Annotated in this window: 21 protein-coding genes; 11 read left to right on the top strand and 10 right to left on the bottom strand. The window is 41.2% G+C overall.

Features of this window, described 5'->3' with window-relative positions:
• Positions 1 to 166: 166 nt before the first annotated feature.
• Together glyS and glyQ are read right to left on the bottom strand one after the other, a co-directional pair.
• Positions 167 to 2,236, bottom strand: a complete 2,070-nt coding sequence (glyS, locus tag NDN11_RS01785; RefSeq protein ID WP_251110618.1) for a glycine--tRNA ligase subunit beta — start codon at positions 2,234 to 2,236, stop codon at positions 167 to 169.
• On the bottom strand, positions 2,236 to 3,225 hold the full coding sequence (gene glyQ / locus NDN11_RS01790) for a glycine--tRNA ligase subunit alpha (RefSeq protein WP_004775941.1): 990 nt from the start codon (positions 3,223 to 3,225) through the stop codon (positions 2,236 to 2,238). Before glyQ ends, glyS begins: the two co-directional genes overlap by 1 nt.
• Before the next feature lie 784 nt (positions 3,226 to 4,009).
• On the opposite strand from glyQ, the gene NDN11_RS01795 reads away from it, so the two are divergent.
• The 5 genes from NDN11_RS01795 (at position 4,010) to NDN11_RS01815 (ending at position 9,292) form a co-directional block, all read left to right on the top strand.
• Entirely contained in the window at positions 4,010 to 5,272 is a 1,263-nt protein-coding gene (locus NDN11_RS01795; RefSeq protein WP_251110619.1) for a putative DNA modification/repair radical SAM protein, read from the top strand.
• 2 nt (positions 5,273 to 5,274) lie between these two features.
• Positions 5,275 to 6,066, top strand: coding sequence for a TIGR03915 family putative DNA repair protein (locus NDN11_RS01800; RefSeq protein WP_251110620.1), 792 nt, complete (start codon positions 5,275 to 5,277; stop codon positions 6,064 to 6,066).
• Between the two features lie 128 nt (positions 6,067 to 6,194).
• The gene (locus NDN11_RS01805; RefSeq protein ID WP_251110621.1) at positions 6,195 to 7,460 is read left to right on the top strand and encodes a YncE family protein; all 1,266 of its coding nucleotides are present in this window, start codon (positions 6,195 to 6,197) and stop codon (positions 7,458 to 7,460) included.
• 194 nt (positions 7,461 to 7,654) lie between these two features.
• Positions 7,655 to 8,071 (top strand): lysozyme inhibitor LprI family protein, encoded by a 417-nt coding sequence (locus NDN11_RS01810; RefSeq protein ID WP_251110622.1) that lies wholly within the window; start codon positions 7,655 to 7,657, stop codon positions 8,069 to 8,071.
• 120 nt (positions 8,072 to 8,191) lie between these two features.
• Positions 8,192 to 9,292, top strand: coding sequence for an HPP family protein (locus NDN11_RS01815; protein ID WP_167248668.1), 1,101 nt, complete (start codon positions 8,192 to 8,194; stop codon positions 9,290 to 9,292).
• A gap of 72 nt (positions 9,293 to 9,364) precedes the next feature.
• On the opposite strand, the gene NDN11_RS01820 is transcribed toward NDN11_RS01815, so the two are convergent.
• A complete protein-coding gene (locus tag NDN11_RS01820) occupies positions 9,365 to 9,634 on the bottom strand; it encodes a PspC domain-containing protein (RefSeq protein WP_167248669.1) in 270 nt (89 codons plus the stop codon).
• A 344-nt stretch (positions 9,635 to 9,978) separates the two neighbouring features.
• Here NDN11_RS01820 and NDN11_RS01825 point away from each other — a divergent pair, with 344 nt between their 5' ends.
• Positions 9,979 to 10,650, top strand: a complete 672-nt coding sequence (locus tag NDN11_RS01825; RefSeq protein ID WP_167248838.1) for a hypothetical protein — start codon at positions 9,979 to 9,981, stop codon at positions 10,648 to 10,650.
• Between the two features lie 60 nt (positions 10,651 to 10,710).
• Here the strand turns inward: NDN11_RS01825 and NDN11_RS01830 are convergent, their stop codons facing one another.
• A complete protein-coding gene (locus NDN11_RS01830) occupies positions 10,711 to 12,534 on the bottom strand; it encodes an acyl-CoA dehydrogenase C-terminal domain-containing protein (protein WP_167248670.1) in 1,824 nt (607 codons plus the stop codon).
• Between the two features lie 239 nt (positions 12,535 to 12,773).
• Between NDN11_RS01830 and NDN11_RS01835 the strand changes: the two genes are divergently transcribed.
• Entirely contained in the window at positions 12,774 to 15,095 is a 2,322-nt protein-coding gene (locus NDN11_RS01835; protein ID WP_251110623.1) for a hypothetical protein, read from the top strand.
• A gap of 64 nt (positions 15,096 to 15,159) precedes the next feature.
• On the opposite strand, the gene aroE is transcribed toward NDN11_RS01835, so the two are convergent.
• Together aroE and pdxR are read right to left on the bottom strand one after the other, a co-directional pair.
• On the bottom strand, positions 15,160 to 15,948 hold the full coding sequence (gene aroE / locus NDN11_RS01840; protein WP_251110624.1) for a shikimate dehydrogenase: 789 nt from the start codon (positions 15,946 to 15,948) through the stop codon (positions 15,160 to 15,162).
• Positions 15,949 to 16,008: 60 nt separating this feature from the next.
• Complete coding sequence (gene pdxR, locus NDN11_RS01845; protein ID WP_251110625.1) at positions 16,009 to 17,490, bottom strand: MocR-like pyridoxine biosynthesis transcription factor PdxR; 1,482 nt, start codon at positions 17,488 to 17,490, stop codon at positions 16,009 to 16,011.
• Between the two features lie 113 nt (positions 17,491 to 17,603).
• Between pdxR and NDN11_RS01850 the strand changes: the two genes are divergently transcribed.
• Complete coding sequence (locus NDN11_RS01850; protein WP_251110626.1) at positions 17,604 to 18,059, top strand: GNAT family N-acetyltransferase; 456 nt, start codon at positions 17,604 to 17,606, stop codon at positions 18,057 to 18,059.
• A 41-nt stretch (positions 18,060 to 18,100) separates the two neighbouring features.
• On the opposite strand, the gene hemF is transcribed toward NDN11_RS01850, so the two are convergent.
• From hemF to ribA, 3 genes are all read right to left on the bottom strand, one after another.
• Positions 18,101 to 19,042 (bottom strand): oxygen-dependent coproporphyrinogen oxidase, encoded by a 942-nt coding sequence (gene hemF, locus NDN11_RS01855; protein WP_167248675.1) that lies wholly within the window; start codon positions 19,040 to 19,042, stop codon positions 18,101 to 18,103.
• A 135-nt stretch (positions 19,043 to 19,177) separates the two neighbouring features.
• Complete coding sequence (locus tag NDN11_RS01860; protein WP_251110627.1) at positions 19,178 to 19,576, bottom strand: immunity 22 family protein; 399 nt, start codon at positions 19,574 to 19,576, stop codon at positions 19,178 to 19,180.
• A gap of 44 nt (positions 19,577 to 19,620) precedes the next feature.
• A complete protein-coding gene (gene ribA / locus NDN11_RS01865; protein ID WP_167248676.1) occupies positions 19,621 to 20,223 on the bottom strand; it encodes a GTP cyclohydrolase II in 603 nt (200 codons plus the stop codon).
• A 306-nt stretch (positions 20,224 to 20,529) separates the two neighbouring features.
• Here ribA and dxs point away from each other — a divergent pair, with 306 nt between their 5' ends.
• Both dxs and NDN11_RS01875 read left to right on the top strand, forming a co-directional pair.
• Positions 20,530 to 22,425, top strand: coding sequence for a 1-deoxy-D-xylulose-5-phosphate synthase (gene dxs / locus NDN11_RS01870; RefSeq protein ID WP_251110628.1), 1,896 nt, complete (start codon positions 20,530 to 20,532; stop codon positions 22,423 to 22,425).
• Between the two features lie 133 nt (positions 22,426 to 22,558).
• Complete coding sequence (locus NDN11_RS01875) at positions 22,559 to 23,389, top strand: inositol monophosphatase family protein (RefSeq protein ID WP_167248678.1); 831 nt, start codon at positions 22,559 to 22,561, stop codon at positions 23,387 to 23,389.
• Between the two features lie 26 nt (positions 23,390 to 23,415).
• Here NDN11_RS01875 and NDN11_RS01880 read toward each other — a convergent pair whose 3' ends face one another.
• Positions 23,416 to 23,784 (bottom strand): hypothetical protein, encoded by a 369-nt coding sequence (locus tag NDN11_RS01880; protein ID WP_251110629.1) that lies wholly within the window; start codon positions 23,782 to 23,784, stop codon positions 23,416 to 23,418.
• A 454-nt stretch (positions 23,785 to 24,238) separates the two neighbouring features.
• On the opposite strand from NDN11_RS01880, the gene NDN11_RS01885 reads away from it, so the two are divergent.
• Positions 24,239 to 26,194 (top strand): DEAD/DEAH box helicase, encoded by a 1,956-nt coding sequence (locus tag NDN11_RS01885; RefSeq protein WP_167248680.1) that lies wholly within the window; start codon positions 24,239 to 24,241, stop codon positions 26,192 to 26,194.
• Positions 26,195 to 26,585 lie beyond the last annotated feature (391 nt).

Genomic DNA, 26,585 nt, shown 5'->3' on the forward strand with positions numbered 1-26,585 from the left:
TCCTTTCCACGATAGTGTCGCAATCGAGATTTTATATCTTATCGTTAAGTCGAAGAAAAGAGTGGGGATGATATGAAATTGATACAGTTATGTACAAAGGATGAAGTTTTATTTTAAAAAATAAAGGGATCTATCAAAGATCCCTTTATTGAAATGTGCTGAGAGCTTAACTCTGCAATACACTTACATCTGCAATCGCTGTGAATAAATCACGCAACTGAGCCAATAAACGTAAGCGGTTAGCTTTTAATTCCGCATCATCAGCCATCACCATTACACCTTCAAAGAAGGCATCGATTGGTGCACGAAGCGCAGCAAGCTTAGACAACGCTTCTGTGTAGTTACGCGCAGCAAGTAAAGGTTGAACCACAGGAGAAAGGGCAGACAATTCTGCATAAAGCGCTTTTTCAGCAGCTTCAACCAGATTCGCTTCAACCACAGCACCTTCTGGTGTCGCTTCTTTGGCAAGAATATTGGCAACACGTTTATTTGCCGCAGCCAATGCAGCCGCTTCTGGTAAGGTACGGAAATGATTGACCGCAGTCACACGCTTGTCAAAATCAAGTGGAGATTTTGGTGCAAGTGCTTGTACCGCTTGAATCACATCAACCGCAACGCCTTGGTCTTCATACTTGGCACGGTAACGACCTTCAAGGAATGCCACTGCATCCGCACGGGTTTTATCGTGATCTTTAATGATGTCGCCATAACCTTGCAAGGCAAAGTTCACCAATTCTTCGATGGTCACATCAAGTTCATTTTCGATGATTAAACGCAAGATACCGATTGCAGAACGACGTAATGCAAATGGATCTTTAGAACCTGTTGGTGCTTGACCAATACCGAAGATACCGACCAATGTGTCTAAACGATCCGCAAGGGCAATGGTTGTACCTGTATTGGTTTGCGGTAATACATCACCAGCAAACTTAGGTAAATACTGTTCACCTAAAGCTTCTGCAACTTCGTTATTCTCACCTTCAAGGCGTGCATAGTAAGTACCTGCAATCCCTTGAAGTTCTGGGAATTCACCCACAAGTTCAGAGGTTAAGTCACATTTCGCAAGTAACGCAGCTTTCTCGGCATCAGCAACATTTGCACCCGTCATTGGAGACAATGCCACCGCTAATTGAGCAATACGTTCTGATTTATCCCAAAGTGTACCCAATTGTGCTTGGAATACCATATTGGCTAATTTTTCTTTACGAGACGCAAGTGGTTGCTTTTGGTCTTGTAAGAAGAAGAATTCCGCATCAGACAAACGAGGGCGTACAACTTTCTCATTCCCTTCAATAATTTGAATCGGATCTTTCGACTCAATATTTGAAATGGTAATGAAGTAAGGCTGTAATTTACCTTCGGCATTGATTAAGCAGAAATACTTCTGGTTATCCTGCATGGTGGTAATCAAAGCTTCTTGAGGAACAGCCAAATAACGCTCTTCAAAAGTTGCACGTAAAGCAACAGGCCATTCAACCAGACTTGTTACTTCATCAAGCAAATCTGCGGGCACAATTGCAGTCGCATTGACTTCATCTGCCAATGTTTTGACTTGTGCTTGAATGGTCGCTTGACGCTTTTCGAAGTTCGCAACTACATATGCTTGTTCTAAAGTTGCCAAATAGTCATTTGCATGCGCCAAAGTCACGGCTTCAGGTGCATGGAAACGATGACCATAAGTCACATTACCTGCTTTATGATCTTGAATGGTTGCTTCAACCACTTGATCATCTTTCAGCAATACCACCCATTTTACTGGACGCACGAATTCAGTACGGCTTGCCGCTGAACGCATACGTTTTGCGATTGGCAAGTTATCCAATGCAGTTTGTAAAATTTGTGGTAGTAAAACGTCAAGACTTTGACCTTTGACATCTTTCAAGAAGCATACTTTTTCAACTTTACCTGCTTGGAACGTCGAAAGCTGATCAACCGTAATGCCTTGACCGCGCATAAAGCCATCTAGTGCTTTGGTCGGTTTGCCTTCAGCATCATAAGCAGCTTGTACCGCAGGGCCATCAAAACGTTTTTGTGTGTCCGCTTGAGCAGCATCGATATCAACAATTTTCAATGCTAAACGACGTGGTGCAGCATACGCTTCGATAGCAGAGAAGTTTAGGCCTGCATCTTTTAGGCCTTTTTCGGTTTCTGCTTTAAGCGCATCACGCAAAGTTTTTAAGCTTTTTGGTGGAAGTTCTTCACAGCCAAGTTCGAATAAAACTGTATGTTGAGTCATTATTTATTCTCCTTCGCTTTTTCAGCTTGGGCTGCTTCTGCTTCAACTTGTGCTTTAAGTTGGGCCAATACTTCATCACGCAAATGTGGTTCTGCCATAGGGAAACCAAGTTTCGCGCGTGCAGCCACATAACTTTGAGCAATTGAACGCGCCAAAGTACGGACACGTAAAATATAACGTTGGCGTTCAGTCACAGAAATCGCACCACGCGCATCTAACAAGTTAAAGCAATGAGATGCTTTGATCACTTGCTCGTAAGCAGGAAGTGGTAATTCAGCTTCGATTAAACGAGATGCTTCAGCTTCATAGAAGTCAAACAGTTCAAACATTTTATCGACTGGCGCGTATTCGAAGTTATAGGTTGATTGCTCAACTTCATTTTGATGGAATACATCACCATAGGTTACGGTACCGAATTGACCTTTGGTCCAAACCAGATCGTAAACTGAGTCTACACCTTGCAGGTACATCGCAAGACGTTCTAAGCCGTAAGTGATTTCACCTGTCACTGGGTAACATTCAATACCACCAACTTGCTGGAAGTAAGTGAACTGAGTCACTTCCATACCATTTAACCAAACTTCCCAACCTAAGCCCCATGCGCCAAGCGTTGGAGATTCCCAGTTGTCTTCTACGAAACGAATGTCGTGAGTTAGGGTATCAATCCCGATGGCTTTTAATGAATCGAGATAAAGCTGTTGGATATTGTCTGGATTTGGCTTAAGTACCACTTGGAACTGATAGTAGTGTTGTAAACGGTTCGGGTTCTCGCCATAACGACCGTCTTTCGGACGACGTGATGGTTGAACATAAGCCGCGTTCCAAGTTTCTGGCCCCAATGCACGTAAGAAGGTTGCAGTGTGGAATGTACCTGCGCCCATTTCCATATCATATGGTTGTAATACGACGCAGCCTTGCTCCGCCCAATAGTTTTGTAGGGCAAGAATTAAGCCCTGAAATGTATCAATATGCGATATAGCACGACTCATGGTGCATCCACTGGAATCAAACAAAAATTGTGGTTAAGTATAAGGATTTTGTAGAGGAGTGGCAAAGGCTAGTTGGGGAATTTCAGCTTTGAACATGTTTTAGATTTATTTAATGTTCTGAGTAATAGAATCCAATTCGTCACGGCAAATGTAAGAGAGAAAAAGCAGAGAATAACAAAGAATCTGAATGGGACAATATTGATTTGGGCTGTATTTAAAATGATGATCAAGCTCGGGACAATCATCGTAAACAAGAGGGCATATGCAATGATCGAAAAGAAATGCAGTGCTTGGTATCTTTGCAATAATACTTGAAAGAAATAGGTAGGAAGAAAAACGAAAATGAAATAGATCAATGCAATGTACAGGACAACCAAGAACATCTCATAGAATACTTTGAATATTTCTATGGAAAAGTGATCATTAGGCGCAAAAAAAATGACCAATATAAAATAGATAGGAATACCAGCATACAAAGGTGTTTGCATCAAACAGCGTCGAATTTGTACTTTATTAACAATAAGTTTTTGAGTGAATGGTTGAGCAAGTTTTTGAAGTATGAGTTTCATGCTGGTTTAAATCTATATTTATTTCAATTGCTTATATTTAGGTTGTTGAGTCGGCTAACCTATTGTATTGAATTATCTTATTTTTTGATAATAACACATCTTCGATCCACAACTATACGTCACTTCGTGACGTATTGCATCTTGCATGCTCTTAATTTCACAACTTTGAAATGCTAATTTTAAAACGATATTCTCTGTTCTTCAGGTCGTTTGAAATGTCTGATCGCATTCGTGAAAAGCTGCAAATTTTAGCGGACGCTGCCAAATATGATGTGTCCTGTTCTTCCAGTGGTAGTGACCGTAAAAATAAAGACAAAGGTCTTGGTGATGCCAGTCGGGCAGGGATTTGTCATAGCTACACTGAAGATGGACGCTGTGTTTCTTTGCTGAAAATCCTGTTCAGCAATGTTTGTATTTTTGATTGCGCCTATTGCGTGTCGCGCCGTTCCAATGATGTGAAACGGGCTGCATTTACTGTACAGGAAGTGGTTGACCTGACCATTAATTTCTATCGACGTAATTATATTGAAGGGCTGTTTCTGAGCTCAGGTATTTTCAAGTCAGCCGACCACACTATGGAGCGCATGTTGCAAGTGGTGAAAAAACTTCGCTTGGAAGAGAATTTTAACGGTTATATTCATCTTAAAACTATTCCCGGAGCTTCACCTGAATTGATTCATGAGGCGGGTCTGTATGCTGATCGGATGAGTATCAATCTGGAAATGCCTACAGAAGTTGGACTTAAAGCCTTTGCACCTGAAAAGTCGCATCAAGAGGTACAAAAAGATTTGGGGCTGGTTCGGGATCGCTTGATTCAGCTTAAAGATGAACGTCAAATTATCAAACATGTGCCGAAATATGTCCCTGCAGGGCAGACCACACAGATGGTGGTGGGAGCGCATCAAGAAACGGATCAAGATGTGCTGTTTATGGCTGATCGTCACTATAAAGAATTTAAATTAAAGCGGGTCTATTTCTCAGGCTATATCCCGATTAATACTGAAAATAATTATCTACCTGCAGTCGGTTCTGCACCACCTTTGCTACGAGAAAATCGACTTTATCAGAGTGATTGGTTGATGCGTTTTTATGGCTTTCAGGTCAATGAAATCGTCAATGAACGTTTCCCACATTTGGATTTGGATGTCGACCCGAAACTCAGTTGGGCATTGCGCCATCCAGAGCATTTTCCTGTGGATTTAAATCGAGCTGACTACCTTATGATTTTACGCGTGCCTGGCATTGGGGTGAAATCAGCCAAGAAAATTGTACAAGCACGTCGTTTTGGCAAAATTCATGTCGATTTATTAAAGCAGTTAGGTGTGGCTTATTCTCGTGCGCAGTATTTTATTCGTTGTGAAGACAGTCCCCGCTTTCAGAAAGAACTTTCCTCTAATTTTATTCGTCAACAGATTTTAACCCAAGGCTCGTCCAAATATATCAAGCCGCTTTCACCTCAGTTGAGTTTAGGGTTTTAACAATGTCAAATGAGCAACTGAGCTATTATTTTGATGGTTCAATGGCAGGTCTGCTGAGCTGTGTATTTCGTGCCTTTCAGTTTAAAGAGTTTCAGGTTCAGCTTAGTTTATTGGATGGGGCACAACATGGCTTGTTTTCTGAAGTCATTGAGGTTTCGAGTCATGAGCAGCATGCCCAACGGGTTTGGTCTGCTTTACAACAAAAACTGTCTAAAGCAGCTTTGAAGCAGATTTATTTTGCGTCTTTATCTGAGTCACTTGATGCCTACCAGCATTTATTTAACTACTGTATTTATGTATTTCAGCAGCCGCATTCTATAGAAAAAGATTATTTACATTCGAGTGTGTTGGCAATTTCTCAATGGACTAAAAAGGTAGGGCGTGAAAAGCATCGGATGGAAGCTTTTGTACGATTTAAGAAAACCACAGATGGGCTGTTTTTGAGTTTAGTTCGTCCCGATTTTAATGTACTGCCTTTGATTCAGCCGCATTTTAGACGTCGTTATCAGGATCAACGTTGGTTGATTTATGATGAGCAACGCAAATATGGACTCTATTATGATCTGCTCGATGTCCATGAAGTTTATATGGATGCAAATGAGATTGATCGCAATCTCCAAAATGGCTGTAGCCAAACCTTCCAGTTGCAGCTTGATGAGCAGGAAGTTTTATACGATCAGCTTTGGAAAGATTATTTTAATAGTATCAATATTAAAGCACGTCAAAATATCAAATTACATGTGCAATATCTGCCGAAACGTTATTGGCGTTATCTCAATGAAAAATGTGTTTAGCAAGCTTTCTGATTATCTTTAAAACACCTCCCACTCAAACAAAGCTTAAAAAAAGATGAATAACTTGTTATTGTTATGTTATAACGTATCAATAAATCAAAATTATTCATCCAATAAGGAAAATCAGAGTGAAGCGCATAAAACATCATTATCTGCTTGGCGCATTATTGAGTAGTCTGCTGCTGTCAGCATGTGGAGGGGATTCATCAGATTCAACTTCCGCTGTTACACCAAAACCAGAGCAACCAGCACAAAGTGATCAAGGTCGCTTGGTAATTGCTAATTCAGATACGGTACGACCCTTACTGAGTATTTATGATCTAAAAGAGCAAAAGCTTATTAATACAACAGCACTGAGTTCGGCTCCGTCTGCGATGTATAGTAGTCCTCAATCCCGTTATGCCGTGATGTTGAGTCGAAATGAAGGGGTGGTACAGTTTGCAGATAGTGGAATATTTAATAAAAATGGTGTCTTACAACGTAATGCCCCCAATCTATTGGCATTTCAGCTTAAAGGCGCAACGCCAGCACATTATCGTGGCTTTAATGGTTTAGCAGCTCTGTTCTACGACGGTAGTGATACTGAAGTTTCTAAATTTGATGTGTTTAATGATGCCGCAATTGAAAAGCAGGCCATTTCAACGCAAAAGTTGCCCAAAAAACATCATGGTGTCGCAGAACCACGTGGCGGCTATGTATTGAGTACTTATCTGCCTAAAGATGCAGAGACGCTAAGTCTCATTAAAAGTTATGAATTACATGGCGATCATTTCCACGAAGAACAAACCCTTAAAAATGCATGTAACCGCTTGCATGGGGCGGCATCGGTTCAGCAATATGCGGCTTTTGGATGCGAAGATGGTGTGTTGGTGGTAGAGCAGAAAGGTAACCAATTTACAGACAAGAAGGTACTTATTGACCAACGGATTACCACGATTGCAGGACATGAAAAGTTAGAGAAATTTGCAGCCTTTGCAACAGGAACGCATGCCTTATTCATTGTCGATCCTAAGAATCTTAATGCCACAAGCTTAGACTGGTCTTTAGGTGCGAAAGAAGCTGATACAACGACGCCAGTTAAGCGTTTACAACAGGTAGTCGACAGCTCAGGTCGTCATTTAGCGATTCTGGATAGCGCTGGTGTGGTACATGTGATTGATAGTCAAAACTGGAAACGTCTTGGGCAAATCAAAGCGATTGCTAACGTCAATGCGACAGAACTTGCAAAAAGCCGTCTAGCGGTTAATGCAGCAGCAGATACCGTTTTTATTAATGATACACAAGCAAAAACCATTGTAGAGCTGGATTTAAGCAATCTAAAAATCAAGCAGACCATTCAGCTCAATGATGTACCAATGACCTTTACTTGGCTGGGTGTCGCAAAAGTTTCTTAAAATTATCAACTCAATAAGCAGTCCATATATTGGGCTGCTTTTGCTTAATAAATATCTATAATGTTTTGATCCATTGTTGTATGGTTTTATAACAAGAAGAAGGCAAAAGTTTATCCACCAAAAAGTTTTAAAAATAGGTCGGTATATTTCTTGATGACGATGGCTAAAAGATGATTAGAACAAAGAGCAGAACCATGACTAAATTAATGTTCACAGTTGTATTGTTTGCAATGACGTGTTTGAGTGCTCATGCTTTTGCCAAAGCACAGGATAAAACCACAGACCCATATAGCCAATGTGTGGATGAAACCATTCAAGAATTAAAGTTGGGTAACATCAATAATGCAGTTGTAGAAATCTGTAGTACCAGAACAAAAACACGCTATGCCAAGCAGATCGTACAATTACTGGATCAAATTAAAATTCAGAGCAAGCAATATAAGCAGCCAGAACGTTACAACGACATTATGAAATCGCAGCAGCTCTGGAAAAATTTTGTGGATCAAGAGTGCCGCAATGCAGGTGCTTATATCGGCTCACCGATGTATGAGTTCTGCCCGATGCAAAAATATGCAGAGCGATTGGAGCAGCTAAAAGAATATTTGAATTGATAGGATTTTCTTTGAATAAAGGTAGTCATGATTTAAAACTGTAATTTAAATACACCTTAAGCTTGAGTAGGCGTATACTTCTGCATCGAGTAGAACCACGCGAATCCAGCAAGGTGCATTGTGAGCTTGACCCAATCAGACTGGCTAAATTTTCTAAAACCGAATTATAAAGTCCTGCCATTAAAAGAGAGGATGTTCTCTGGTCTCGGGGCTTTATGTGGTTTGGCGATTTCTTCCTTGATTAGTTGGTATGTCTTAGGTGGCATGAACGCGTGGTATATCGCACCGATGGGCGCATCTTCTGTGCTGCTATTTGCATTGCCAAACAGTCCGTTGGCGCAGCCTTGGAATGTCATTGTTGGAAATACCTTGGCAGGATTTATTGGTGTGGTCTGTACGCAATATCTGCCTGATCTGACCAGTGCTTTTAGCGTTGCTGTGGGATTGGCAATTTTTGTGATGATGACAACTGACTCCTTGCACCCACCGAGTGGAGCAGTCGCGATTACTGCTGTTTTAGGAGGTGATGCTGTACACCGTTTAGGTTTTCATTTCATCTTGTATCCAGTCCTACTTAATTCGATTTTATTGCTTGTGTTTGCCGTCTTTTTTAATCGTTTGATTGGCCGCCATTATCCGATCACTGCACATGTAAATGAGCGATCTAAAGATCCCACACCCACCCAGAAAGTATCGATTCAACCGAAAGATATTGAATATGCTTTAGAGCATCACACAGAGCTATTGGATATTAGTCAGTACGATTTAGAAAAAATTATTTTAGAAGCACAATCGTATGCAAACCAGCGCTTGATTAACGCATTCGTGTGTCAGGATATTATGAGTCGTGATGTAATTAAACTGCATGAACATGATGACATTCATCAGGCTCTAGATAAGTTCAAAGCGGTGAATTTAATGAGTTTGCCTGTCGTCAATGCAGAAGATCATTTGATTGGGACATTGGCATTATATGAAGTGGTGGAGTGGTTCAAGGGTGCAACAGATCCACGTAATTCATGGCAGCATTATGTTAGACAAATTATGAGTCATAAGGTTGTGACCGTGAGTCCGTTACAACCTATTCAGGATTTGGTGCCGTATTTTGTTGAGAAATCATTTAACTATATTCCAGTGGTTGAGGAACATCGTCTCATCGGCATTATCAGTCGTGCCGATATGATTGCAGCTTTGCAACAACAGCTTAATCGACAGCTCTGAATTTAGATAAAAAAAAGCTACGGTTGGATTAGGGGTAATTTCAACCGTAGCGACCAAAAAGGTAACTGAAAATTAACGTTTTATGCCTTGGTCTTCATAGACTGTTTTTACTGGTTGTGAATAACCTTGCACATGGTCAACACGCGCTTGCTGCTGTTTTGGAATCACCAGCCATAAAATCAGATACACCAAAATACCCGGGAAGGCAGCACTCATGATCGAGATCACGAAAAAGATTAGACGTAATAAATTTGCGTTCCAACCAAATCGTTCCGCAATACCGCCCATTACACCAGCGATCATGCTTTGTTGGTTTGAGCGATATAAACCAGAGTTGGCCATCGAGTTTGTCTCCTTAAATTAATGAAACAGCAGTAAAAAATAAATAATGTCAGTTCGAGCTGCTGTTAATTATGAAATAGGGTCAAACTACTTTTTTTAAAGTTTAAACAGATGGGAGATTAGTTAAGTTGTGTAAATCATTGATGGAAAAACCAACAGTATCGCCTAAAATGCACCGAATTAAAGCATACTGCTTTGTCAATTTGCTATTTCAATCCTATCGCATTGGCTATTACCCATTTGGGGAATAGACGAACATGGCAATGATCCCTATATTTTCCGAAGTTCGGGGTCTGTCTGTGAAAAGCACGCGATAACGATATTGATGTTAGAGATTTATGAATATGCAGTTCAGGTTATTCTTACAGTATGTGAGTGTAGGAGTTTTATTGAGTCTTGGCTTGAGTGCTTGTGATAGCCATCATCCCGAGCCAATGAAACAACAAGCCCAGACGCAATCGAGTCGTAATGCAAGCGAAGTACTGGCCGATGAACAGGAGTCAGTTGCATCTGATGCGCAAGGGGTATCGCTGACCCAAGTGGCTGGTCAAGCAACATTGCCGTATTCTGCGGATCGTAAACACAATTTGAGTAAACCTTCAGCAGCCGATTTGGTATATGCTGGCCGTTATCATGCGCGTATCCCGTGTAGCGATGCTTTTGCGGGCTGTGTCAATAACGAGAAAGAAGCGGAATATATCTTGAATTTAATGGATGATGGCTCTGTGTTCTGGACCAATACCAGTTTTAGCCGCCTTGGTTCAGATCCGTCACGTAATATTGCCAAGATTGAGCAGACCTGTAAGCAAGTACAGTGGCATGTGCATAAAGAACTGAATGAAATTATGATTCGTTGTGATGCAGCGGATGTTAACTTGTATTATCAAGTGAGTCCGAGCCAAGACTTGGTGATGGATTTGGATAAGATCTGGAATGGAGATAATGGGCGTAACCGTAAGTTCTTTAAAGAGTATCCATTTCCAGAACAAGCTTATGTATTTAAGAAAGTTGAATAAATAGCCTGTATTGAAAATAAAAAAGAGCGCTTTAAGCGCTCTTTTTTATTGCAGTTTCGATTAGTAATCGAAACTGAAGTGTTCAGGTGCAAGTGAAGTCAAAGTACGAGAGGTTGATACCATAGATTCTGCATGACCTTGTGCACGTGGCAATAAACGGTCGAAGTAGAAGTCTGCAACTTTGATTTTTGCTTTATAGAATTCAGGTGTTTCGATTCCGTCACCTGCTTCTAATTTCTCAGATGCAATCACTGCTTGTTGTGCCCAGAAGTAAGCCATCATCACATAACCAGAGAACATCAAGAAATCAACCGAAGCTGAAGAAACGATGTCACGGTCTTTACGTGCAGCAAGCATGATGCGAACAGTTAATGTATTCCATTGTGCACAAAGCTTAGTTAAGTCCCACGCAAAACGACGTAAGTACTTGTTACGTGCATGTGCAGCACAGAACTTCAAGATTTCAGCAGTATAGTCACGAACAACTTTACCTTTTGAACTTAAAAGAACTTTACGACCAATTAAGTCCAGTGCTTGAATCCCAGTTGTACCTTCATACAAGGTTGAGATACGCGCATCACGTGCGATTTGTTCCATACCCCATTCACGGATATAGCCATGACCGCCATAAACTTGCATACCGTGGTTTGCAGCTTCTAAGCCAAGCTCAGTTAAGAAACCTTTCAGAATAGGCGTATAGAAACCAAGTTTGTCATCATAAGCTTCATAAGCTGCTTGATCGCCACTTACTAATGCATCTGTCATTTTGTCTGCAAGTTTAGCCGCATGATAGATCATTGAACGGCCGCCTTCAGCAATTGCTTTTTGCGTTAACAACATACGACGAACATCAGCATGGTGAATAATCGCATCACCTACACGCTCAGGTTCTTTTTTGCCAGAAAGGGCACGCATAGACATACGGTCTTTCGCATAAGGTAAAGCACCTTGGAAAGAAAGTTCAGCATGTGCAATGCCCTGAACTGCTGTACCGATACGCGCAGTGTTCATAAAGGTAAACATCGCGTGTAAACCTTTGTTGATTTCACCGATCAGGTAACCTGTTGCGTTGTCAAAGTTAAGAACTGCGGTTGCAGATGCTTTGATCCCCATTTTGTGTTCGATTGAACCACAAGAAACAGTATTACGCTCACCTACGCCACCATCCGCAGTTGGGATGAATTTAGGTACGATGAATAAAGAAATACCACGGGTGCCTGCTGGTGCATCTGGAAGACGAGCCAATACAATGTGAATAATGTTTTCGGTTAAATCGTGCTCACCTGCAGAGATGAAGATTTTCGTACCAGAAATTTTGTAAGTACCATCAGCAGTAGGTTCTGCCTTGGTTTTTACTTGACCTAAGTCAGTACCGCATTGAGGTTCAGTTAAGCACATTGTGCCTGACCAAGTACCTTCAACCAATTTAGGCATATAAGTATTTTTTTGCTCGTCCGTACCAAACTGCATGATCGTATTCATACAGCCAGTACTTAAACCTGGATACATGGTGAATGACCAGTTCGCCGTTCCCATCATTTCAGATTTGATCAGGTTTAAAGACATTGGTAGGCCTTGACCACCAAACTCTTCTGGATAAGAAAGACCTTGCCAGCCACCCATTACGAACTGGTCATACGCTTCTTTAAAGCCTTTTGGTGTTGTCACTTCGCCGTTGTTAAAGGTACAACCTTCTTCATCACCTGATTGATTGAGCGGAGAAAGTACGTTTTCGCAATAATCTGCTGCACCTTCAAGAATCATATCAACCGTTTCAGCATCCGCATTTTGACCACTTGTCAAAGTTTGGTAATGTGCTGGATAATCTAACATTTCGTTCATTAAGAAACGAATGTCACGGAGCGGGGCTTTATAAGCTGGCATAATCTTAATCCTGTATTTGAATCATTTTGGATTATCTGTTTCGATACTTTGATTATTCACAATGGTGATAAAAATACATTGATAACCACTAGGGAAAAGAATGTCAGAAAAGCGAATTTCCTAAAAGGGAGATTTGTAAAAAAATCACTTTTCTATTGGTCTCAAAACTGATGTTAAATGTGAAAAGTACTCAATTTTATACTTGAAAATATAATGATATAAAGGTGTTTGGTAAAGCTATGCGTATAAAATATTTAACTTTATGCTTAATGGGTCTAAGTCTTTCTGCATGTTCACAGCATGTCATTAAAACCAATTCAGCGTCGGCTAATCTGGAACAGAAAGCAATCAATAGTATTAATGCGATGTATGAATATCCAAGCTATGATTACCGTGGCAAATTTAATATTCATGTTGAACCACAGCAAAATAATGCAAATGGCAAAGTAGACAATGCACCTTTAGATGCAGCGCTCAAGCAAAAGGTGGATCAATATTTACGAGATCAAAAGGTCAATTTAAATAGTAAACAAAAACAGGCGTTGTATGTTGCACTTGCACAAGAACAAAAAAGCTATGGCCAATCTAAAGTTGATAAATTCACCCAAATCGTGGCCAATGTACTGAATGACATGCAGTTTGAATATGATGGTTCAGTGCATTATCGTCAGAAAATGGGTTCGTTTAACTTAACTGCACGTTATGAAAAACCAACTTTATTGGTACAAGCCAAAGTGCCGATGGTATTGGATTTAAATAACTATAAGTTTTACATCAATTACTTTGCTTTGATGCCATATTTGGTCAATAAAGACAGTCAAAATAATCTGGCTTATTTAGATTTTTCCAAATACCAAGATATGTTCAAACAAGTCGATTACAAAAAATTTGCTGAATATGTAAAAGCTTCTGGCGCGGTCTATTACCGTCTTGCAGATCAAAATAATATCCAAGCTTTGTCTCTTACCTCTGCTGATCAGGCGGCAGGTGTGGTAGAGAAAATTCGTTTAAAAAGCTCAATTGAAGAACTGATTTTACAAGCCAATTTGTATAGCAAAGTCAATGAAAAGTACTTCATGCAAAGTGTTCTCAATATTAAAGAAGAGAATCTTGAAAAGTTGATTGCCAACGAGGTTGATGCTGCAAGTTCATCTAAATCAGGAAAAGCGGCTTCATTATTAGATAAAAAAGATTCGGCTGAAGATGCGAGCGTGGTGAGTCAGGAACTCTATCGTTTGGTGAATAAACATTTTGGTGTTGAAGATGCCGAAGAAGATTATGCCGATGAGAGCGCGGATGCAGCGGAAGATGTAACACAAGCAGCGCAGAGAGCCTATGCCGAGGCTGCTGCAGATAGTACGGTTGATGCCACGGTCGAAGACCAACAGGCGGGTTTAACCGAGGAACAATGTACAGCACTGCAAAAAACATCGAAAACGACCTATGGCGATGTACAGTACTGCCAGAGTATTTATGATATCGATGTATTTGGTGAGCAAAAGGCCGAATCAAGTTTCTTGAGTTATATTGGAAAATTACAGACTGTAGAAAAGCAGTTTGCAGCATATGACCAAAATCAGTTTATTAATGATCAGGCATTCAAGGCACTTTGGATCAAGCATCAAGCTGATATTGAAAAAGCCTTACCGCCTGTAGATAAACGTAATCCATTTACCATGGATGTCGGCTTGGATGCTCAAGGGCGTGCAGTCAAACTCGATTATGATCTGAATTATGGCTTATCTGAATTGAAGTCTCGTTTTAGTGTCAAAGCAGATATGTTGATTTCAAATTATGGTAAAGCCACCCCAATTGATCAGACACAGTTGAAACGCGCGAAGAGTTGGTCTGAAGCAAGTAAGGGATCGATGCTGGAACAAGCAGTAAATAGCTTCTCTGAGAAATTAGGTCAAGCGGGCGTTCAAGAGCGTTCAGCAGAACCTTATACGTTGTCTTTAGACGATCAGCTCAAAGTGATTGCTGAGCAACGTTATGATGCAACGCAGACTTATGAGCAAACCTATAAAGCAGTATTCATCGCGAAACTGACGGAAAGTACACCGCAAATTGTGCAACGTTATTCGAGTCAAGAGTTGCAAGAAATTGCCAGTGTCTATGCATATTGGTATGCCGATGAGGAAGTTTATAATCCTGAAGGAAAAGCCCTGCAAAGCATTGAAGCTTTGCAAAAGAAACATCATCTTGAAAATGAAGACCAATTTGATGACAAATTGGGGCAAGCGGTGAATCGTATTGTACTTGATGCCATGCGAGGTGATAAAGATCGTCAAGCGTGGAAAAAGCTGCAAGCACAATATAAGCAGCCACAGCAATTATTTGCCAAGCAATATCAAATTCAGTTTGAGCAAGAGAATGGTGCTTCAAGCGAGGAAAAAGTCTTGCTTGGGCAAACAGCAAATATTTTAGGGCAAGTGTATGTGGATGCTCGTAAGAGTAAACTGTCTGAAAAATCGATTCAGTCTTTAAAAATCGAGCATAACGAATTTATTGATTATGAGATTTTTAAAGAGGTGTATCAGAAGATGCTAACGGTTAAGTAATCAGTTGTACCTTTAAAAAGAGCCTGCAAAATGCAGGTTCTTTTTTTATATGATTTTGAAATAATTATAAAAAAGCTTTCAGTTCAGGTTTAACCCCATTCCAGATCGAAAATGCTTCAATCGCTTGACCAACCAGCATGCCGAAACCATCTGTAGACGGGATTTGGCGTTGTTTGGCCTGATCCAGAAAGCTAGATGGTTTGCCATAAGCCATTTCATAAGCGTGATGGAATACTAAACTTTCAGGCAGTTGTAGTGTATCTCCAGTTAAACTTGCGGATGTCGCATTAATCACAACATCAAATTCACCTGTCAATTGATCTAAACCAATGGCTTTTAGCTCAGCTTGCGGAACCGCATCTTCTAAATCTGCAAGCAACTGCTCAGCACGGGCGAGGGTACGGTTGGCAATCACAATCTGTTTTGCACCCGCCTGTACCAAAGGGTAGATCACACCACGGGTTGCACCGCCAGCCCCTAAAATTAAAATACGACTCTCTTTAAGTTCCCAGCCTAAAGCCTGAATCGCTGCAACCAAGCCTTGACCATCTGTATTATCACCATATAGTTTGCCATCCTGCATCCATAAGGTATTGACGGCTTTGGCGATCTTGGCACGTTCAGTCAGTTGGTCACAAAGGGCAAAGGCTTGTTCTTTAAAAGGTACGGTTACATTCATGCCGATGCCGTTGTGCGCAAAGAAATCTTTTACAGCACTTTCGAAGCCATCTAATGGTGCAAGGATTTTTTTATAGTTGAGATCGACTCCAGTTTTTGCTGCAAAGGCATGGTGAAGTTCAGGTGAACGGGATTGTTCAATCGGATTTCCAATAACAGCAAATTGTTTGGTCATTGCGCAGATGTCAGCCAAAGAAAATAGCTGAAGTGTATAAAGTTATTGATCTGATCGCAATCAGATCATGGATACTTTGATGGCTTCAGCCAGCTTTTGAATATTGCGCCAAATTTCATCAGGTTGATGAGCCGCATAACCAAACAGAACAGCGCTTGGGGAAGAGTCGGTTTGGCAATACCGAGAAAGGGGTTGAACCGCTAAATCAACCTTTAAGCAGTAAGCAATAAATTGTTGTTCTGTCCAATTTGGATTTAACCAACAGAGTAAATGAATGCCAGAGTCTGTAGACTGAATTGTTAAAATATCGGCGAGATAGGTTTGAATCGCGCAAATCAATACCTGTTGACGTTCATAACATGCTTTACGGATTTTGCGGACATGCCGTGCGTAGTGACCCTCTTGGATAAAGAGACTTAAAGCAACCTGTTCTAAATAAGAACATTGGCTGTCGATCTGCTTCTTTGCAAGACTAAATAGTTCGATTAATGCCTCTGGTATCACCATAAAACCTAAGCGAAACTCTGGAAACATCATTTTGGAAAATGTTCCTGAGTAAATCACACGTTGCTGATGGTCTAATCCTTGTAAGGCTTGAATAGCACGAGAGCCGTAACGAAACTCACTATTATAGTCATCTTCAAAAATCCACTTTTGCTGTTGCGCAGCCCACTCCAGCAGCATTAGGCGGCGTTTTAAACTCAGTGTACCGCCTAATGGGAAATGATGTGAGGGTGTTGTATAAATCAATTTACTTTGTGCGTGATTTTGAATGATGTCTGGAATATTCATCCCTTCATCATCGCTTAAAATGGGTTGTGTTTTTGCCCCAAAACTCTGAAAAACTGATAAAGCTGCATCATAACCAGGTTCATCCATGCAGACCTGATCCTGCTTCTGCAATAACGCGAAAGCGGTTAAATGAATGGCTTGTTGGGTTCCGTTCACAATCAAAATTTGTTGTGTTGTGCAATTCAAGCCGCGTGTTGAACGGACATAGTTGCAAATTCCTTGTCGTAGAGCCAAGTAACCACGAGGGTCATGCGCTTGCCCCAGTTGGTGGTATGACTGCCGCCAAGCTCGGCCAAGCAGTTTCCCCCAAAGCGAATGTGGAAAAAGATCAACACATCCAACACCCACGTGAAACACTCCTTTTTCTTGTGATACTTGTTGTAACTGCCAGGTTTTAAGATGTTGCGCTAGGTTTGGATTAATATCCAAATGTTCAGTCGTCACAAGGTGATCAATCGGTGTTTGGGTTTGCGCATGAATCAATTGGTCGGGGATGACTGCACTAACATAGGTTCCAGAGCTGGGTTTAGTGATGAGATAACCTTCATCCAATAAACGTTCTAATGCTGCTAAAACCGAGTTACGAGAGATAGACATCATTTCTGCTAAAGCACGACTTGATGGAAGTTTTGTTCCAGCATGCAGTCTTCCATCTAGAATGGCGGTATGTAAGGCTGAGTATAAGGCGTCTTTAATATTGCCTTGTGCTAAGACGAGATGGGGGAAATGTGCAGCAGAAGGACGTTTCATTTTGAGTAACTGGTACTATGAAATAGATCAAAACTGTATCTTATAAACCATCCACAATCAAAACTACACTACGAGCTCTCATTCCCAAGACTATAAAATTTGAGGAAAATTTCATGCAGCATCAAGACATCCATGTGGCTCCTGTGCAACAAGATGATTATCAACAGTGGATACCCTTTTGGCTTGCCTATCAGAATTTTTACAAGGTGGAACTGTCTAGTGCCATCACACAAACTACATGGCAACGTTTTCTTGATCAAACTGAGCCCGTCTACTGTGCGGTTGCAAAACAAGGAGATCAGCTTTTAGGTTTTGTACATTACGTTATTCACCGTTCAACTTGGGCAAAAAATAACTATTGTTATTTAGAAGATTTATTCGTTTCGCCAGAGCAGAGAGGGCAGCAGATCGGAAAGCGATTAATCGAATACGTGCAGCAACAAGCGAGGGAACATCAGTGTGATCGCTTATATTGGCATACGCAGGAAACGAATCATACTGCACAGAAACTTTATGACTGGCTTGCAGAAAAGCCAGGGATTATTGAGTATCGGATGCGTTTAGATTAAGAAAAAAGCCAAAGCAGATGGTTGCTTTGGCTTTTAGATTGTTAAGTATTCAAACCTAACCAATCTCTTGGTTTTAAATAATAATCTGTGAGACGTTTCTCTGCTGAGTCGTTATCCCATTCAGGACGATACGACCAACCTGCCAGATTTGGCAAACTCACCAAGATTGATTCAATACGACCACCAGTTTGTAAGCCAAACAAAGTACCACGGTCATAAACCAAGTTATATTCGACATAACGACCACGACGATAGAGCTGGAATTCACGCTGAGCTTCAGTATATGGCTGCTCACGATGCTTTTCAAAAATCGGCAAGATCGCTGCTAAGTAGCCATTACCCACCGCTTGCATATATTTAAAGCAGGTTTCGAAATCCCATTGATTTAAATCATCAAAGAATAAACCACCAACACCACGTTGCTCATCACGATGCTTTAAGTAGAAATAATCATCACACCATTGTTTATGCTCGGCATAAACATTTTCACCGAAAGGCTGACATAAGTCATACGCGGTTTGATGCCAGTTGAGAACATCTTGATCATCAGGATAGAAAGGGGTTAAGTCAAAGCCACCACCAAACCACCACACTGGATCTTGGCCTTCAGGCTCCGCGACAAATAAGCGGACATTGGCATGCGAGGTCGGGATATTTGGGTTTTTTGGATGAATCACTAGTGATACACCAAGCGCCTGTGCTTTTGCACCTGCGATTTGTGGGTGACGTTCAGTCGCAGAAGCAGGGAGCTTGCTGATATTGATGTGGGAGAACATGACTCCACCTTTTTCAATCACTTCACCATTTTGCAAAACACGTGAGCGACCACCACCACCTTCGGTGCGTTGCCAATCATCAATGATAAACTCAGCGGTTCCACCGCCTGCACGTTCCTGTTGCTCTAGTCCTGCACAAATTCGCGCCTGTAGATCGAGTAAAAACTCACGAACACGTTGAATATCAACTGAAGTTGGATGCTGCATGATGATCCTCTGAAAGTGATCTAGGGATTGCTTATATCAAAACATAAATCCATAAAAAAAGTAAGGGATTTGGGGGTGATCTCTTAAATTTAATGACAGAAAATATTTGATTGAAGTTGTTGGAGTCAAAAATATTCATTCCATCGCAAGATAGCGGAAATATCCTATGAAAATAGGATCATTCTGTATTGGCCGTTTTATTTTATGCGGATCATATTTAAAGTCATATTGAGCAATAATCCATCTACCATGATCAATACCTTTCAGTCGAGAACGATGCATGAAATGATCTATAAATGTATCAGAATATGATAAGTCTTTGATTAAAAAATCTATTGGAACTAATCCAAAATCTAGGTGGTTTATTTCTTGATTATTAAGCTTATAATACCCTACACCACATAGATTTTGTAATACATCTATCTCTATATCAGTTTTGTCATTAGAAAGACCAATCCAAATTGATACAAAACCTTTATGCTCAAAGCCTTGATCATAAAAGTCATCATCATCCGAATAATCAATTTTATTCATAGACTCACCAAAGATATCTTAATTAAATTGGTCTTTTAACTAGATCAGAAGTCATCTTTTTTATACAGATGATCCATACGCTCACGTTTAGTTTTTAAATATTGTTCATTGAAAGGATTGCGACCTACCGTTAATGGAACACGCTCAACTACATTGATGCCGAGATCAGTCAAGGCTTTTAATTTGAGCGGGTTATTGGTCAGTAGTTTCACTTCTTTAATCTGAAGGTGATCCAACATAATGCTACACATATCATAACGACGCGCATCGGCAGGCAAGTTCAATAACAGGTTCGCATCAACTGTGTCATGTCCTTGATCTTGCAAGGCATAAGCACGGATTTTGTTGGTTAAACCAATACCACGGCCTTCTTGGCGAAGATAAAGAATGACGCCTTGACCTGCATCATTGATCAAGCTTTGAGTGGCTTGCAGTTGCGGTCCACAATCACATTTTAATGAAGCGAAAGCATCACCAGTTAAGCATTCTGAATGGATACGGACAAGTACAGGCTGGTCTGGAGCCGTTTCTAAACCTTTAGATAGCGCCACATGCTCTTCACCTGTTGCAGGGTCTTGAAACACGGAAATATTGAAGTCACCAAAAGCGGTGGGTAGCTTTGATGTTGCAATAAATTCAATCGGCACAGAGAGCTCACTATGATAATAAAAACAGTTCGAGTATAGCCTAATGTATGAAGATTGCGTGAACTGGAATTTCTGATTTTTCACATAACTTTTTCTTTTTCATACAAAGAACACAATAATGGTTGATAAACAGTGACATAATTCAGGATAATCTATAGGTCATTCTTTAAAATTTACAAGAGAATGTTCAGCACTACATCATTCGCACGTGTGGCTGATTGAAGGTAGATCATATTTAATTGTATGATTGCCCCCATTTAAAACCCAGCTTCGGACTTGCCAGGCTTAAAAAGGCTTTGCCACATTATGTTGTATACCGAAATTCCAACTCAGCGCCCTGTTACGCCATTGTTAGATGAGATTGATCATCCGCAACAATTACGTCAGCTCGAGCAAAGCCAACTCGCACAAGTGGCGGATGAGTTGCGTCAATATATTTTGTATGCGGCAGGGCAAAGTGGTGGACACTTTGGCGCAAATTTAGGTGTAATCGAACTAACCGTTGCGCTGCATTATTGTTTTAATACACCAGATGATCGTTTAGTGTGGGATGTGGGTCATCAAGCTTACCCTCATAAAGTTCTCACAGGTCGTCGTGATCGAATTTCTACGATTCGTAGTAAAAATGGTTTAGCCGCTTTTCCTGCTCGTGATGAATCAGAGTTTGATACCTTTGGGGTTGGACATTCATCTACCGCAATTTCTGCTGGTTTGGGTATGGCCTTGGCTCGTCGTTACCAAAAAGATCCATGCGATGTTGTTGCAATCGTTGGTGATGGTGCAATGACCGCAGGCATGGCTTTTGAAGCGATGAATGATGCAGTTGCTCATGATGCAGATCTTATTGTTGTGTTAAATGACAATGATATGTCGATCTCGTGCAGTACTGGTGGTTTTGCAAAACACTTGGCCGCAATTTGGGAAACAGGCCAATTAGTGAATGTAAATGAACAAGGGGAAGCCTATGTTCAGCCACATCCAAAATGGACGTATAATTCCCGTTTACATCAGTCCGCGACAGATGCTGCTGATAATTTATTTAAAGCAATTGGTTTTGATTATTTTGGTCCATTTGATGGGCATGATGTAGAACAACTTGCACAAGTTTTCCATGCGCTGAAAAAGCGTAAAGGACCACGTCTCGTTCATATTTATACTAAAAAGGGTAAAGGGTTTGCGCCTGCAGAAGCGGATCCAATTACCTATCATGCGATTACCAAGATTGCACCCGTTACGGCTGCACCAGTCAAAAAAACACCACCTAAATATTCTGATGTCTTTGGGCAATGGCTATGTGATGAGGCGGCACAAGATGATCGTTTACTCGCGATTACGCCTGCAATGTGTGAAGGCTCAGGCATGGTTAAATTCGCGCAGCAATACCCAGAGCGTTTCTTTGATGTTGCCATTGCAGAACAGCATGCAGTGACTTTGGCTGCAGGTATGGCATGTGAAGGTCTTAAACCTGTTGTTGCGATTTATTCAACTTTCTTGCAACGTGGTTATGATCAATTGATTCATGATGTTGCATTGCAAAATCTGGATGTCACGTTTGGTATTGATCGTGCTGGTTTGGTGGGTGAAGATGGCCCAACCCATGCTGGTGCATATGATTATGCCTATATGCGTACCGTACCAAACATGGTGATCATGGCACCGAAAGACGAAAATGAATGTCGCCAAATGCTACATACCGCTTATCTTTATAAAGGTCCAACAGCAGTGCGTTATCCACGTGGGGTAGGTACAGGTGTTGAGATTCAACAGCAGATGACAGCGATGGAAATTGGTAAGGCTGAAATCGTTGCTGAATTTAATGTGGAGGCTGAACAACAGATTAGCGTCCTTGCCTTTGGTAGTCGTGTTGCAGCATCGGTAGAAGCAACTCAGCAATTTGCACACAAACACTCGATGGGTGTACGTGTGGTGAATATGCGTTTTGTGAAGCCTTTAGATGAGCAAATGCTTCGTGATTTGGCTCCACGGACTCAACTGTTTGTAACGGTAGAGGAACATGCTGTGATGGCTGGAGCGGGTAGTGCAGTCAATGAGTTTTTGGCACAAGCACGAATCGTCAAACCGATCTTGAATCTTGGCTTAGCTGATACCTTCTTGCATCAAGCAACACACCAACAAATGTTGCAAGATAGTGGTTTAGATGCTCAAGGAATCTTGGCCTCAATTGAGCAAGCTTGGTTTTAATCTATAAGTTCATGTAAAAGCGAAAATAATTTTTCGCAACATTTTTCCCCTAAAAGCGCTTATATTTGCTAGAATATACGCGCTTTTATGCATTATTCTTTGTCAAAATCTTCAAATTTGTAGTGGGTGTTCAATGGAACCTATGGTGGTTATGGCTGCGCGTGCGGCTCAAACAGTTGGTCAAGAGCTTTTAAAGGCGCATCAGAATCGTCATAAACTCGATTTGCAAGTTGAAGAAAAAGGCATTGATGGTCCAGTAACGCGTGTCGATCGTTACTTGGAGCAACTTACAATTGATACCCTCCGTAAAAGCTATAAAAACCACAGCTTCCTTGGTGAAGAGTTTGGTATGCAAGAAGGTAAAGGTCACGATGCAGATTGGTGCTGGGTGATTGATCCTTTAGATGGCACACAAAACTTTATCAATGGTCTTCCGCATTTTTGTATTTCTATCGCTGTACAGCACAAAGGCGTAACTCAGCACGGTGTGATCTATGATCCTGTACGTGATGAATTGTTCTCTGCAAGCCGTGGTCGCGGTGCCGTGATGAATCAACGTCGTATTCGTGTCAATGTAAAAGAAAACCTAGAAAACACTTTCCTTGCTGTTGGTCATCCTTACCGTGCAAAGCGTAATGGCGAAATTGTCTCTTATGCGGAACAACATTTTGCTTCATTATTGGCTGTCACTAAGTCAGGTGCACAAATTCGCCGTGGCGGTTCAGCTGCATTAGATTTGGCTTATGTTGCTGCTGGTCGTTTTGATGGTTTCTTTGAGCTAGGCTTAAAACCATGGGATATCGCTGCGGGTGAGTTGATTGTGAAAGAGGCGGGCGGTGTTGTTGTTGATGCTCGTGGTGGCAATGATTCATTAGATAATGGTCAAGTCCTTGCGTGTTCACTTAAAATGTTAAAACCATTGATGCAAGCAGTTGTTCCAGCTTGGGCAGATGCTGCAAAATAATTTTTAGATTTAAAAAAAGAGTAGCATTAGCTACTCTTTTTTTTGTGCAATAAGGCGGGAATAATAAAGAGCTGAAATAAAAGTAGAATAACTGTATTGATTAAATAAGCAGCCCAATAAGGGGGTGCGTGCATAGCACCGAAAATGGCAATCAATAATTGACCAATCACGATGAAGCTACAGATTGAATAGGTGAGGAGGGGACATGTTTTATCTAGCATTAGGGCCGATGCAAAGCCACGAACGATAAAATAAATTGAAAAAGCAAGACAGGTAAACAACACGCCTTCAATAGGATATTTAAAGATGTGTCCAGCATCATGAATAAAGGGGTAGGTATTTTCCTGCTGTCCATGATAAATAATATTCAGGCATCCAAATAACCATAAACCCAATAATAATCTGATCAGCATAAAATTATTTTGTATATTATTTTTCATGTTTTAGTTGAAGTAATTCATTGTTGCCAAAAAGAATAATTGTATACTTTGCGGAAGGGTATAGTTTATTTGTGAGCGTTAAGCTCGGTATTTTCTAAAAAAACGTGACTTTCTTAAACTTTCTGCTATAATCCGCCCACGCACTTAAATTCCAGTTCATTACCTGAACATTCAGTTCTATTCATTATTAGCGCACGCTGTCCGTAGAGAGGACCACATCTTGCGCCCAAATCGCTTAGCGATTCTTCAGGTTGAAGCAGTAATCAAGCGTGCGTTAAGTCCACATCGTCGTTATTCGGATCGCCGCTGAACATCATCTATTTTTCAGCTTGAGTCGCTTTGCCGCTTGTTGCCGATGTCTATTTTTTGTATTTATTAAAATGGAGCACCCATTAGGGTGAAACTCTCTATGAGCAAAACTTTTGCCGAATTTTCTTTACACGAAACCTTACAACAAGCGCTTGAAGGTTTAGGTTTTACCACTCCAACTCCTGTGCAAGAACAAGCGATTCCCGCTGCGTTAGAAGGGAAAGATTTATTAGTTTCGAGCCAAACTGGTTCAGGTAAAACAGCTGCATTTTTACTTCCAACGTTAAATGCATTAGCAGGCGAAGAAGCATTTGTTTCTTTTAAAGACCGTATGAAAGCGGTTACTCAGCCTACTATTTTAGTTATTTCTCCTACGCGTGAATTGGCTCAACAAGTAAGCCAAGACGCGATTGCATTTGTACGTCACATGAAAGGTGTTCGTATTGCTGCAATTATGGGTGGTATGCCTTTTGGTAAACAAATTCAACAGCTTAAAGGTGCGCAAGTTGTTGTTGCGACTCCAGGTCGTTTACTTGACCTTGTAAACCGTCGTCAAATTAAACTTGATAAAGTTGAATCATTAATTGTTGATGAAGCAGACCGTATGCTTGATCTAGGCTTCTCTGAAGATTTAGAAGCAATTGGTGAATTAGCTGCAAACCGTAAACAAACATTAATGTTCTCTGCAACATTTGCGGATCGTATTATCCGTCTTGCTGAACGCATGATGAATGATCCACAACGTATTGCAATCGAAACTGGTCACAGTACCAATACTGATGTAACTCAAACATTACATTGGACTGATGGTTTTGAACACAAGAAAAAATTACTTACGCATTGGTTATCTGACGAATCAGTAGATCAAGCTGTAGTTTTCGCAAGCACGCAAGAAGATACAGATATGCTTGCTGAAGAATTAGCTGAAGCTGGTCACTCAGTTGTTGCGTTGCACGGTGCAATGCCACAAACCGTTCGTAACCGTCGTTTACGTAGTATTCGTGAAGGTCGTGCAAAAATCTTGGTTGCAACTGACGTTGCAGCGCGTGGTTTAGACGTACCAACAATTTCACACGTAATTAACTTCGGTTTACCGATGAAAAACGAAGACTACGTACACCGTATCGGTCGTACAGGTCGTGCTGGTCGTACAGGCCAAGCGGTTACTTTAGCGACTTACCGTGAGCGTGGCAAAATCCGTGCTTTAGAAGATTATTTAGATGCACGTTTAAATGTATCTGAAATTGAAGGCTTAGAGCCATCTCCACCTCCTGCTCGCTCAGGTCGTGATGGTGGTGGTCGTGGCCGTGATGGCGGTGGTCGTGGTCGTGGTGGCCGTGATGGCGGTCGTGGTGGTTTCGGCGGTGGTCGTCGTTTTGAAGGTGAAAGCAGCTTCAAACGTCGTGAAGGTGGTGATGACCGTCCACGCCGTAGCTTCGATGACAAACCACGTGGTGAACGCCCATCATTTGGTGGCGAAGATCGTCCACGTCGCGAATTTAATTCAGATCGTCCACGCCGTGAAGGTGGTTTCGAAGACCGTCCACGTCGCGAGTTCAACTCTGATCGTCCACGTCGTGAAGGTGGTTTTGAAGACCGTCCACGTCGCGAGTTCAATTCTGACCGTCCACGTCGTGAAGGTGGTTTTGATGACCGTCCGAAGCGTAGCTTTGGTGGTGAAGATCGTCCGCGTCGCGAGTTCAACTCTGACCGTCCACGTCGCGAAGGTGGTTTTAATGATAAACCGCGTTTTGATTCGAATGATGACAACCGTGGCAACCGTGTAGATTACAAACCACGTCGTGAAGGTAGCTTCGGTGACCGTCCAAAACGTGATTTTGGTGATCGCCCACAACGTGAAGGTGGTTTTGGTGACCGTAAGCGTAGCTTCGGTGGTGATGACCGTCCAAAACGTAGCTTCGGTGGTGAAGATCGTCCAAAACGCAGCTTCGGTGGTGAAGATCGTCCAAAGCGTAAGTTTGGTGAAGATAGCCCAGCACGTGGTACACGTGAAGAAACTTTCGGTGGTGACCGTCGTCGCAAAAACGATTTTTAATCGTTAAAAACCGATAAAAACAAGAAGCCAGTTGAAAAACTGGCTTTTTTATTTTGTGTTAGTCATGTAAAATCTAAAAAATGTGTACTAATTCAAATTTTATATAAGAAATGAATAAGGTTAAGCAAAATAAAAGTCTTTTGAGTCAAATGTGGTCTTTCATGTGTAGTGAAGGACTACCATGTCTATTTGTCATTCTTATGCTTTGTAATGGTTTGTTCTTTGCTTATGCACTTTTTGATACTAATCACTCTGACTCATTTAATGTCAATTCTCAACATACAACTAGCCAAACTGTTTCGAAGAATAACTACATAAATTAAATAATCTTCATACCATCGGTTATCAAAATAAAAACAAGCGTTTAATGTTTCAGTGTATAGTATGCGTG

The organism is Acinetobacter sp. C26M, assembly GCF_023702675.1.
Classification (GTDB): Bacteria; Pseudomonadota; Gammaproteobacteria; order Pseudomonadales; family Moraxellaceae; genus Acinetobacter.

Excerpts from the sequence above, each read along its gene's own strand:
- NDN11_RS01820 (WP_167248669.1), bottom strand. The coding sequence starts at position 9,634 with ATGGCCAACTCTGGTTTATATCGCTCAAACCAACAAAGCATGATCGCT.
- glyS (WP_251110618.1), bottom strand. The coding sequence starts at position 2,236 with ATGACTCAACATACAGTTTTATTCGAACTTGGCTGTGAAGAACTTCCA.
- NDN11_RS01835 (WP_251110623.1), top strand. The coding sequence starts at position 12,774 with ATGCGTATAAAATATTTAACTTTATGCTTAATGGGTCTAAGTCTTTCT.
- NDN11_RS01825 (WP_167248838.1), top strand. The coding sequence starts at position 9,979 with ATGCAGTTCAGGTTATTCTTACAGTATGTGAGTGTAGGAGTTTTATTG.
- NDN11_RS01810 (WP_251110622.1), top strand. The coding sequence starts at position 7,655 with ATGACTAAATTAATGTTCACAGTTGTATTGTTTGCAATGACGTGTTTG.
- aroE (WP_251110624.1), bottom strand. The coding sequence starts at position 15,948 with ATGACCAAACAATTTGCTGTTATTGGAAATCCGATTGAACAATCCCGT.
- NDN11_RS01860 (WP_251110627.1), bottom strand. The coding sequence starts at position 19,576 with ATGAATAAAATTGATTATTCGGATGATGATGACTTTTATGATCAAGGC.
- NDN11_RS01800 (WP_251110620.1), top strand. The coding sequence starts at position 5,275 with ATGTCAAATGAGCAACTGAGCTATTATTTTGATGGTTCAATGGCAGGT.
- NDN11_RS01850 (WP_251110626.1), top strand. The coding sequence starts at position 17,604 with ATGCAGCATCAAGACATCCATGTGGCTCCTGTGCAACAAGATGATTAT.
- NDN11_RS01875 (WP_167248678.1), top strand. The coding sequence starts at position 22,559 with ATGGAACCTATGGTGGTTATGGCTGCGCGTGCGGCTCAAACAGTTGGT.
- NDN11_RS01830 (WP_167248670.1), bottom strand. The coding sequence starts at position 12,534 with ATGCCAGCTTATAAAGCCCCGCTCCGTGACATTCGTTTCTTAATGAAC.
- glyQ (WP_004775941.1), bottom strand. The coding sequence starts at position 3,225 with ATGAGTCGTGCTATATCGCATATTGATACATTTCAGGGCTTAATTCTT.
- NDN11_RS01795 (WP_251110619.1), top strand. The coding sequence starts at position 4,010 with ATGTCTGATCGCATTCGTGAAAAGCTGCAAATTTTAGCGGACGCTGCC.
- dxs (WP_251110628.1), top strand. The coding sequence starts at position 20,530 with ATGTTGTATACCGAAATTCCAACTCAGCGCCCTGTTACGCCATTGTTA.
- pdxR (WP_251110625.1), bottom strand. The coding sequence starts at position 17,490 with ATGAAACGTCCTTCTGCTGCACATTTCCCCCATCTCGTCTTAGCACAA.
- NDN11_RS01885 (WP_167248680.1), top strand. The coding sequence starts at position 24,239 with ATGAGCAAAACTTTTGCCGAATTTTCTTTACACGAAACCTTACAACAA.
- hemF (WP_167248675.1), bottom strand. The coding sequence starts at position 19,042 with ATGCAGCATCCAACTTCAGTTGATATTCAACGTGTTCGTGAGTTTTTA.